The organism is Tychonema sp. LEGE 07196, assembly GCF_963890365.1.
Lineage (GTDB): Bacteria > Cyanobacteriota > Cyanobacteriia > Cyanobacteriales > Microcoleaceae > Microcoleus.
Genome location: NZ_CAWPRX010000084.1, coordinates 1 through 11,900 on the forward strand (window position 1 = coordinate 1; position 11,900 = coordinate 11,900).

The following is an 11,900-nucleotide window of genomic DNA, read 5'->3' on the forward strand; positions in this document are numbered from 1 at the left end:
CCCCAGCCCCCCCTTGCTAAGGGGGGGAGCAAGAGGGTTTTTAGTTGCTTGCTTGGGGTTTTTTACCCCCGTTGCTAAGGGGGAGCAAGAGGGTTTTTTGAGGTTTTGTGAACTATCCATCCGTGTAATACCAATTTTAAAAAAGAATGCAACAGTATTCTTGTTCTCCCCGCAATGCAGCGGGGGGCTAGGGGGGTCGAAGAGTGTTGCACGATTTTAGAGAAATGGTATAAGTCCGGTAGATGCAAAAAAGGGGCAACTCGCGTCGCCCCTCATCTATTTAACCAACTGTAAAATTACACTTCCACAGCAATCTTTTGTTCCGAAGCTTCCGGTGAATTTGCTTCGCTAGGCGGCACAATTTGCCAGAATTTAGGCAAGTATTCGGCCCAATTTGCGAGAATGTTTGCGGCTTTTTTGCTGCCGGTTCGATCGCGCTGCATCTCGATCAACTCCTTCAATTGCGCCTCCCCAGCGGCCGTACAAACCCGCTGCATGTTCACAATCTCCCCGTTGACGTGGGCCGGGAAAGTCCCATCTTCATCGAGGAAATAACCCAAACCGCCAGTCATTCCAGCGCCGACGTTGCGGCCGACTTTTCCTAACACGACAATTGCGCCGCCAGTCATGTACTCGCAGCAGTGATCGCCGGCACCTTCAATGACTGCTTTCGCCATCGAGTTGCGAACCGCAAACCGTTCGCCAGCTTTGCCCGCAGCCAACAGAGTTCCGCCCGTCGCGCCGTACAAACAAGTGTTGCCGACGATCGCATTTTCCGAAGCATCATAAGTCGCACCAGCCGGCGGTGCGATCGCAATTTCGCCGCCGTGCATCCCCTTACCAACGTAGTCGTTAGCTTGGCCTGACAGTCGCAGCGTCATTCCCGGCAAATTGAACGCGCCGAAGCTTTGGCCCGCGCTACCCGTGCAATTGAGGGTGATTTGACCGCTAAAGCCGGTGTTACCGTATTGCTTGGCGATCGCACCTGATAAACGTGCTCCCACAGTGCGATCGGTATTCACCAATTTTACACTCTTGCTAACACTGGTTTGATTGGCGATCGCACTTTGAATTTCAGCATCCGCCAACAAATCATCATCCAACACAGGCCCGTTGGTGTGTACGTCGCCGTGATTCAAGAAAGATCGATCGCCCTTAGTATCCGGTAACTTAGTCAAACAATCCAAATTAATCGCTTGAGTTTTAGTTAATTGCACCCCTTCGCGCATTGTCAGCAAATCCGCGCGGCCGATAATATCTGCGATCGACTTATAACCCAATTTCGCCAACAAACTCCGCACTTCTTCTGCTACGAAATAGAAGAAATTGACAACGTGCTCCGGCGTTCCGGGGAACCGTTTCCGCAAATGTTCCTGTTGAGTTGTCACCCCCACAGGACAACTATTCATGTGGCAAACGCGAGCCATAATACAGCCTTCAGCAATCATTGCCACCGTGCCGAACCCGTACTCTTCGCCGCCCATCAAAGCGCCTACAACCACGTCCCAGCCGCTTTTAAAGCCGCCGTCAACGCGGAGCAAAACTCGATCGCGCAACTTATTTTCCATCAACACCCGGTGAACTTCAGTCAATCCGAGTTCCCACGGAGAACCTGCGTGCTTGATCGAACTCAGTGGAGACGCACCGGTACCGCCGTCGTGACCGGAAATTTGAATCACATCAGCATTTGCCTTCGCAACACCGGCGGCTACAGTCCCGATGCCGACTTCCGACACCAACTTCACCGAAACACCAGCTTTTGGATTGATTTGATGCAAGTCAAAAATCAACTGCGCCAAATCCTCGATCGAATAAATGTCGTGGTGAGGAGGAGGCGAAATCAAAGTGACACCCGGTTTCGATCGGCGCAAATAAGCAATGTACTCGCTCACTTTCGGCCCCGGCAACTGACCGCCTTCACCCGGTTTCGCACCTTGTGCGATTTTAATTTCGATTTGTTTGGCGTTCATCAGGTACTCGGGAGTCACGCCGAAACGCCCGGAAGCTACTTGTTTGATGGAAGAAGAAGCTGTATCGCCGTTCTGCAAACCTTTCAAGTGAGGTAGAGTTTGTGAGAAACCTGCATCGCTCACATCGTTTAGCACTTTGTAGCGCACCGGATCTTCCCCACCTTCGCCGGAGTTGGATTTGCCGCCGATGCGGTTCATCGCAATGGCGAGAGTTTCGTGGGCTTCCGGGGACAAAGCGCCGAGGGACATACCGCCGGTGGCGAAGCGCTTGACAATATCTGCTACAGATTCTACATCTTCAAGGGGAATGGAAGGGCGATCGCTTTTCAAATCCAACAAATCCCGCAAAGCCGTTACCGGGCGGTTTTCGAGCAGTTGCTTGTAAACCTCGTAGTGATCGTAAGCCGTTTCAGAATTTTTGAGACCAATTGGTCTCATTTTTGGTTCGGCCCCATTGCCGTTACCGTTGCTTCCTTCTTCCTTCTTCCTAACATCCGTTACATCCGTTACATCCGTTACATCCGTTACAGAATCCGTTGCCGAACTTCCTTCTTCCTTCTTCCTTCTTCCTTCATTAAAAGTAGTCACAGCCTTGTGCAAAGCCTTCGCCATTTCCGGGCTGTTCATGTGATATTCACCGCCCCGGCGGTACTGCACGAAGCCGTAATTTTCCAGCTTTTTGAGGTGCAATTCCGGGAAAGCCTGACTGTGGAAAGACATTACCTCGTTAGCCAGTTCCGCCACGCTCAAACCGCCGATCCGAGAAACCGTGCCTTTGAAACCCAAATCGAGCAGATCGCCGCCAATGCCGATCGCCTCAAAGATTTGCCCTCCTTGATAGCTAGACAGCAGCGAAATCCCCATTTTCGACAAAATCTTCAGCAAGCCGTTTTCCACCGCTGTGCGGTATTTAGCTTGAGCTTCAGTGACGGTAATTTTGGGAACTTTGCCGTGTTCCATCAGGTTTTGAGTTTTGGTGTCAAACCACCAACCGCGCACGCTTTCCAATGCCAAGTAAGGGCAAATAGCCACCGCACCGTAACCCATCAAACAAGCGAAGTGGTGAGTGCTCCAACATTGGGCGGTATCGACAACTAGCGAAGTTTGCATCCGCAGCCCAACGCTAATTAAGTGGTGGTGAATCGCACCAACTGCCAGCAACGGCGGAATGTAAGTACATTCAGCACTCAAACCCACAGCATATCCGCCTTCTCCCCTCTCCCCTCTTCCTTCTGTCTTCTCCCCTCTTCCGACGGACATCGGACTTACATCCGTTACATCCCGTACATTGCTCGTTGCCGAACTTCCTTCTTCCTTCAAGACTCGATCGCTCAAAATCAGAATTCTCGAACCCTCGCGCACCGCTTCAGCCGCCTCTTGACAAAGTTGATCTACTGCATTTTTCAAACCAGCAGGGCCGGCAGAAATTTTGTAAAGAGTGGACAATTCGGTGGCGGGGAAAGACTTTTGGTCTTTCAAGAAAGATAGTTCAGCGTCGTTGAGTACCGGGGAATCAATTTTCAGCAGCTTGGCATTTTCCGGGATTGTTTGCAATAAATTGCCCCGCAAACCGACATTCATTGTGAGTGACATCACCATCCCTTCGCGCAGGGGGTCGATCGGCGGATTTGTGACTTGAGCGAACCGCTGTTTGAAATAGTTGTACAGCAACTGAGGCTTTTCTGAGAGTACGGCCAAAGGAGCGTCATCGCCCATGCAGAAAGTCGGTTCCTTCCCAGAACTCGCCATCTCCACAATCACCATGTCCAAATCTTCGGCGGTGTAGCCGAAAGCTGTTTGGGTGGCTAACAGGGTTTGCGAGTCCAGGGTTGCCGTTTCCGCAAAAGGTTGCGGTTCCAAGGTTTCGCGGTTTTGTTTCAGCCATTCGCCGTAGGGGTGGCGCTTAGCAATTCGCTGTTTTAGCTGCCAATTTTTGAGAATTTCGTGGGTTTGCAGGTCAACTGCGATCATTTGTCCTGGCCCCAAACGGCCTTTTTCGACAATATCTGCTTCGGGAATATCGACAACTCCGGCTTCGGAGGCGACAATTACCAAACCGTCTTTAGTAATGCAGTAGCGGGCCGGACGCAAACCGTTGCGATCGAGCGTAGCACCTACTTGTTTGCCGTCGCTGAATACCAGCAAGGCCGGGCCGTCCCAAGGTTCTTGAATGCCGCTGTAATATTCGTAAAAATCGACAATTTCTGGATAGTCAGCCAAATCCGGCTGATTTTTGTAAGCTTCGGGCACCAGAATTGTCAGGGATTCCAGGGGGGTGCGGCCGGAGTGCACCAACAATTCCATCACGTTGTCCAAGTTGGCCGAATCGCTGCTTTCGGGATTGACGATTGGGTTGAACGTGTCAATGTCGGCTTGACTCCAATTCGGGTGAGCTAAATTGGCTTGCCGCGCCTTCATCCAGGTAATATTGCCCAACAGCGTGTTAATTTCGCCGTTGTGTCCCAGCAAGCGCATCGGCTGGGCCAAGTGCCAGCGGGGCATGGTGTTGGTGCTGAAGCGGCGGTGATAGACGGCGAAGGAGCTTTTATAAGCGGGATTTTTCAGGTCTGGGTAAAATTCTGCTAGTACGGCCGATCGCACCATGCCTTTATAGACGATCGTGCGGCAGGAAAAAGAGCAAGTATAAAAGTCTCGGCGAGTGAATTCGGGGCGATGGGAAAGCTCGTGTCCGATCGTGCGGCGGGCCAGAAATAGCTGTCTGTCGAGTTCGTCTCCGGTTAAGTCCGGTGAACTGACAATTACTTGTTCGATTTGAGGTTGATTTTCTAGCGCTTGCTCGCCCAAAACCGATGGTACAACGGGAACTTTGCGCCATCCCAAAAGTTTCAGCCCGCGCTGCATCAAAACTTGCTCAACCACCTGCCGCGCTATAGTCGCTTGAAATTTATCTTGAGACAGAAACAGCATTCCCACGCCGCAGTTTTCCCGCGCCGGAGGCACAATTCCCTGTTCGGCAAACCAAGCATCCAGCAATTCCCAAGGAATTGCCGTCATCAAACCGGCACCGTCGCCGGAATCAGAGTCGGCGCTGCAACCGCCGCGGTGTTCCAGACAAGTTAAGGCTGGCAGAGCTTTTTGAATCAGCGAGTGAGTAGCTTTACCGTTTTGGTTGGCAATAAACCCCACACCGCAGGCATCTCTTTCTTCGACTAACCAGCTTTGGCCGGCATAGGGAGTTCCTCGCTGAGTCTGATGCACGTTGCTGTTTGGATCGATCGTGTTACCCATGATTGAATGTTATTTCGGTGATTGTGTGGTTGATTTGTTTTTATAGCTCGGAGAGAGAAGGCTGCCGAGCGGTGGGATCTTAGTAAACCTTAAAACAGCACATAGCAAGCTGATTTGATAAAAATTTACGTAGATGCTGCCTGCACTTAAGACTGCAACCCTGTTTGCCAATTTTAAATTATGTCGCTCGCATCGCCTCGGAGATGTCTCCTAGAATACCCTGCTGTGAAAAAACAGTGATTCTTTGGGCGATCGCCGCCCTGCAACTACAGACATTGCAGGCAATTCCCTACCGGATAGCTGCGCTAGCGCGGGTTTTTTGGGTGTTTTTTCCCTGAGTCCGCAAGGGTAGCCTTGCAGCGGAATCAGGTAGATAGTAACTTTAGCGTTATTTTGCTGACTGTGCTGTTGAGTTGCTTTCGTTAGCGCCCGCAGACACAAAAGCCACCTGCCCGTTCACTCGGTAGGTGCAATCTAGCAGCGCGGTTCACAACTGGTGAAATCTGCCTTATTTTGGAGTCAACTTTCAGGTCGCGAACATCAAGTCTATCAAAAAATCGATAAAATTTCACCCGTCAAAGTCAGAGTTTGCGCGCAAGTCTTGTCAGCGATCGTCCAGAACCCAGGCTAAGATGTCTTGCCGAAAAAGGTTGACAGTTGTCCATAACTCTTATTTGTATTTTTTTTACCCAGAAACTTTTGTTACTCATCAATAAAAGCTATTTCCAGGATTTGTGACATCTTGTGGAGTATCTGGTAAAGCCAGCGCCGCCTTTTTGAATCAACAATCTCAATCTCTTTAGCGACGAAAGTTTCAAAAAAGATCCCCTAATTATGCCACGCCTATCAATTAAGTTTTTAAGCTCTTATTCTCTGAATTGATGTAGTCAAATCAGCCTTGTCTAAGTTATTTTTAATTGCTTGCAGCTAGATTATAAACAGATATCACATAAAACATTTAAGTCTCGCTTGGAAAATTATTGTTTCATAATTCGGTCTCTAAAATATGTTAAGAAAGATGTAATTAAATAAATATTGCGCCAGATAGAGCCACAATATTAGATATTAAATCTAAGAAGCTTCAGGCTTGACAAAAGCAGTAGGAATACGTAGGTATGACTAAGATCACAAATCTTTTTGTCGGATATCACATTAACGAGCAAATATACGCAGGAAATCGAACTCTAGTTTATCGTGGATTTCGGTGTTCCAATGGGCAGCCAGTCGCGATCAAACTTCTGCGAAATGACTTTCCCCGCTTCAATGAACTCGTTCACTTCCGCAACCAGTACATCATTGCTAAAAACTTAGAGATTCCTGGCAGTGTTAAGGCATACAGTCTGGAAACTTACCATAACCACTATGCTCTGGTGATGGAAGACTTTGGGGGAATTTCCTTAAGTAGCTACCTCGCTAGTCTAGCAGCAGCTAGCAAGGAACCAGTAGAAGGCTTGCCCGTTAACGAGTTTCTTCCGATTGCGATTCAAATTGCCAACTCGCTCGATGGACTTTATCGCCACCACGTCATCCATAAAGACCTCAAACCCGCCAACATTCTAATTAACCCCACCAGCAAAGAAGTCAAGCTGATTGACTTCAGCATCGCCTCACTGCTACCTCGCGAAACCCAAGAAATTCACAATCCCAACGTCCTCGAAGGCACTTTACCCTACATATCTCCAGAACAAACTGGGCGGATGAATCGGGGCATTGATTACCGCACAGATTTCTACTCGCTAGGAGTAACATTCTACGAATTACTAACAGGAAAGTTACCATTCCAAACAGACGATCCAATGGATTTGGTACACTGTCACCTTGCCAAGCAGCCTATCCCAGCCTCAATAGTCAACCAGAACGTTCCATTGGTGCTGTCTGAGATTGTCAGCAAACTGATGGCAAAGAATGCTGAAGCTCGCTATCAAAGTGCGATCGGACTCAAGTACGATTTGGAAACTTGTTTATCTCAGTGGCAAGAGACAGGGGAGCTGACTAACTTTAGTATAGGGAAGCGAGATTTGTGCGATCGCTTCATCATCCCCGAAAAATTATACGGTAGAGAAAGCGAAGTATTCTCCCTGCTGGCAGCCTTCGAGCGCGTCAGTCAAGGAAGCACCGAAATGATTCTCGTTGCCGGTTTCTCCGGCATTGGCAAAACCGCCGTCGTCAACGAAGTTCACAAACCAATTGTCAGACAGCGAGGCTACTTTATAAAAGGTAAATTCGACCAATTTGGGCGCAGCCAACCATTCTCAGCTTTTGTACAAGCTTTTCGCGATTTAATGAAGCAATTGCTGAGCGAAACAGATGCTAAAGTTGAGCAGTGGAAGACTCAAATCCTAGCAGCATTGGGCGAGAATGCTCAGGTAATCGTTGAGGTAATTCCTGAACTAGAGCGGATTATCGGAGAGCAACCACCCGCACCAGAACTCGTCGGCAGTGCTGCCCAAAATCGCTTCAATCGGTTATTCGAGAACTTCATTCAACTCTTCACAACCAAAGAACATCCCCTCGTCATCTTCTTAGACGACTTGCAATGGGCCGACTCAGCCTCATTGAACTTGATGCAACTTTTGACGAGCGATCGCGATCGGCGGTATCTCTTGTTAATTGGAGCGTATCGAGATAACGAAGTCAGTCCCATACACCCTTTAATGCTGACATTATCCGACATTCAACAAACCGGAGCCACAGTCAACACCATTACCCTCGCGCCGCTCGATTGCTTCAATTTGAATTGTTTGATTGCCGATACTTTAGTTTGTTCTAGAGCGTTGGCTCTGCCCTTAACAGAACTGGTCGATCAAAAAACCCAAGGTAATCCATTTTTCAGCACACAATTCCTCAAATCTTTGCATGAAGATGGGCTAATTACCTTTAATTTTGAGGCTCGGTATTGGCAGTGCGATATTGCCGCCGTGCGAACCTTAGCCCTGACAGATGATGTTGTAGAGTTCATGGCGCTGCAATTGCAAAAGTTGCCACCCCAGACGCAAGAAGTTTTAAAGTTAGCTGCCTGCATTGGCAACGAATTCGATTTAGCAACGTTAAGCATTGTTAGTGAAAAATCACTAATAGAAGCCGCAACAGACTTGTGGAAGTCATTGCAAGAAGGGCTGATTTTACCCTTTAGTGAAGTTTATAAATTTTATCAAGAATGTAGTAAAGAGTTAGCGGAAGTAGGGGGTCGGGAAGAGACTGCTGACTTATTAACTAGCAATGAAAAATTAGCGAAATACAAATTTTTACATGACCGCGTACAACAGGCTGCCTATTCTCTCATTCCCGAAGACAAAAAACGCTCGACCCACTTAAAAATAGGGCAACTGCTCTTGAGGGATACATCAGAAGCCGGGCGGGAAGAAAGAATTTTTGAAATTGTAAACCATTTGAATATGGCGACTATGCTGGTTAGCGATCGCGTGCAACGGGAAGAATTTGCCCAGTTAAATCTAGTAGCTGGACGAAAAGCAAAAGCCGCAACAGCCTATGCGGCAGCCCTTGAGTGCTTGAGTAACGGAATTGAATTATTAGCAACGGATTGTTGGGACAGCCAGTACCAACTCACCTTAAACCTATATGAGGAAGCAGTTGAAGCGGGATTCCTGAGCGGTGAATTTGAACAAATGGATCAATGGGCGCAAATCGTGTTGCAGCACGCCCGAACCTCTCTGGATACTGTGAAAGTTTATACAGTGCGAATTCAAAGTTACATCGCTCAGAATAATTTACCCTTAGCAGAACAGACTGCGCTGATTGTTCTCAAACAACTGGGTGTGGAATTTCCAGATAATCCCAGCCCCGAAAAGGTTCAGCAAACCCAGGATGAAACAAAACGCAAGTTCGCCAGCCACACCTTGGAAGAATTGATTAATCTTCCAGAGATGACCGACTCCTATTATCTGGCAGCGCTGCGAGTTTTAGGCACGGTTGTGTCGGCTTCTTATCAGTCTGCATCTAAATTATTCCCGCTGATTGTGTGCAAGCAAATCGATCTATCACTCAATTATGGAAATGCACCTACATCTGCTTTTAGTTATGCTTGGTACGGTTTAATTCATGCAGGAACAGGAGGTGATATTGATATCGGCTATCAATCAGGTGAGGTAGCTTTAGGTCTGCTAGCTTATCTAAAAAGCAAAGCGTTGAAAACCAAAACCTACAACCTTGTTTATGGCTATGTCCGGCATTGGAAACGCTACCCTCAAGATTCTTTGCCATTCTTATTAGAAGCCTATCAAATTGCGCTAGAAGCAGGAGAATTAGAATATGCTGCCTATGGACTTTACAATTATACGGCGCTTTCTTTCTCTATGGGCAGAGACTTGGCGGAAATGGAGCGGGAGACAGAAACCTTTGATGGTGCTATTCATCAGATTCGTCAGGGAAACGCACTCAGTTTCGTGAAAATTTTTCGGCAGGCTGTTTTGAATTTGCGAGGCAAGACCGATAACCCCTGCCGTTTGGTTGGGGAAGCTTATGATGAAGACATCATGATACCGCAGCATCAAGCTAATAACGTGCAGTATGCGATTTGCAGCGTTTATCTCAACAAGTTGATTCTCGGTTATTTGTTTGAAAACTATCAACAAGCGCTGGAAAATGCCGTGCTAGCAGAGCAATATTCGGATGCTCTAACCGCAGGGCTTCAGTATTCGCTGATTTATTTCTATGGGTCTCTAACGTACTTAGCGGTGTATGCAGAGGCTGATGCGGAAAAACAAGCTGCACTCCTAGAAAAAGTAGCAGTAAATCAGGTAAAAAGCAAGCGATGGGCGGAGTATGCCCCTATGAATCACTTGCATAAGTTCTATTTAGTCGAGGCAGAGCGCTATCGCGTTTTAGGACAGCAAGTTGAGGCGATGGATTTTTACGATCGCGCGATCGCTCTAGCTAAAGAAAACAAATACCTCAATGAAGAAGCTTTAGCAAACGAGCTGGCTGCAAAATTTTATTTACAATGGGGGAAAGAAAAAATTGCTCAACTTTATCTAATTGATGCCTACTATTCCTACTCTCGTTGGGGGGCTAAAGCGAAGATTGACGACCTAGAACAACGCTATTATCAATTGCTTGCTCCTATTTTGCAACAGAATCAAGTTGGTTTGTTCGAGGCAGTGACCACCTCCAATGGCATTTCATTTTCTACCAAAAACCAAACAATTTCTGGGAGTACGAGTACCACAGTAATAGATTTACCAACAGTGATCCAAGCTTCTCAAGCTCTCTCTAGCGAAATTCAGCTCGATCAGTTGCTCTCCACTCTGATGCAAGTGGTGGTTAAAAATGGTGGAGCACAAACAGGAGTATTGATTTTAAACGAAGAGGGAAGGTGGAAAATCGCTGTCCACTGTCCCAATCGTCAAGGCTGTTTTCTACAAGATACTTTGATTGAGGAGAGTCAAGAAATTCCCCAAACTGTCATTAACTACGTCAAACGGACTAAAGAAATATTAGTTTTCGATGATGCGACGACTCAATTAACATTTGCTTCTGACCCTTATATGAAGCATCAGCAACCTAAGAGTATGCTGTGTACTCCCATCCTTTATCAAGGTAAGATGATGGGGATTTTGTATCTTGAAAATAATCTAGCAACAGGAGTATTCACGCGCGATCGCGTCACCCTACTCAACATCCTCTGCTCGCAAGCTGCAATTTCCTTACAAAACGCCCAATTGTATCAACAATCTCAGGATTATGCCCAAAAACTAGAGTCCTCTATCCACAATCTCCAACAGATGCAACTGCAATTGGTGCAGGGTGAGAAAATGTCTGCTCTTGGAAATTTAGTCGCAGGAGTAGCCCACGAAATTAACAATCCCGTAGGCTTTATCGCTGGCAATTTGCAACCCGCTCAAGAATACGTGGGGGATTTATTCCACTTGATTGACTTGTATCAAGAAAAATTTCCCGCTCCGGGAGTGGAAATTGAAGCAGAAATTGAGGAGATGGACTTAGAGTATTTGCGAGAAGATTTGCCGAAATTGATTAGCTCAATGAATGAGGGAGTCGATCGCATTCGCAATATCAGTACGAGTTTGAGAACGTTTTCGAGGGCGGATAGCGATCGACCAGTTTCTTTCAACATTCACGACGGACTCGACAGCACTCTGCTGATTCTCAAGCATCGATTAAAAGCGAGCGAGTTACGCCCTGCTATTGAAGTTGTGAAAGAGTATGGTAACTTGCCCCTAGTAAAATGCTTTCCCGGACAGTTGAACCAGGTATTTATGAATGTGCTGGCTAATGCCATTGATGCTCTGGAAGAGTCAAATAAGGGGCGCAGTTTTAGTGAAATTAAAGCCTTACCTAATCAAATCACGGTTCAAACTGCTCTGAGTGAAGATAAAAATCAGGTTGTGATTCGGATTAAGGATAATGGAGTGGGGATGTCGAAGGAAGTCAAGGCAAACATCTTTAACCATTTATTTACAACTAAGGCTGTGGGTCAAGGAACTGGATTGGGATTGTCGATCGCTAACCAAATTGTTGTGGAAAAACATGGAGGTACGTTACTCGTGAATTCCTCTTTAGGGCAGGGTTCGGAGTTTGTGATTTCTATTCCGGCATGAGTTGTTCGTGCTAGACTTTAACGCAATTAGCGCCGTTTAGTAAGAAGAAACATAGGGATATTCCGGGTTTCTAGATACCTATAGCAATCCTAAATGACTCGTAAAC

Annotated in this window: 3 protein-coding genes; 2 read left to right on the forward strand and 1 reads right to left on the reverse strand. The window is 47.1% G+C overall.

Annotated features, from left to right (window positions below):
* Nucleotides 1–296 precede the first annotated feature (296 nt).
* Complete coding sequence (locus tag AACV78_RS10370; protein ID WP_194011984.1) at nucleotides 297–5,219, reverse strand: glutamate synthase-related protein; 4,923 nt, start codon at nucleotides 5,217–5,219, stop codon at nucleotides 297–299.
* A 164-nt stretch (nucleotides 5,220–5,383) separates the two neighbouring features.
* On the opposite strand from AACV78_RS10370, the gene AACV78_RS10375 reads away from it, so the two are divergent.
* Together AACV78_RS10375 and AACV78_RS10380 are read left to right on the forward strand one after the other, a co-directional pair.
* A complete protein-coding gene (locus tag AACV78_RS10375; RefSeq protein WP_194011985.1) occupies nucleotides 5,384–5,557 on the forward strand; it encodes a hypothetical protein in 174 nt (57 codons plus the stop codon).
* 777 nt (nucleotides 5,558–6,334) lie between these two features.
* Nucleotides 6,335–11,794, forward strand: coding sequence for a trifunctional serine/threonine-protein kinase/ATP-binding protein/sensor histidine kinase (locus tag AACV78_RS10380; protein ID WP_194011986.1), 5,460 nt, complete (start codon nucleotides 6,335–6,337; stop codon nucleotides 11,792–11,794).
* Nucleotides 11,795–11,900 lie beyond the last annotated feature (106 nt).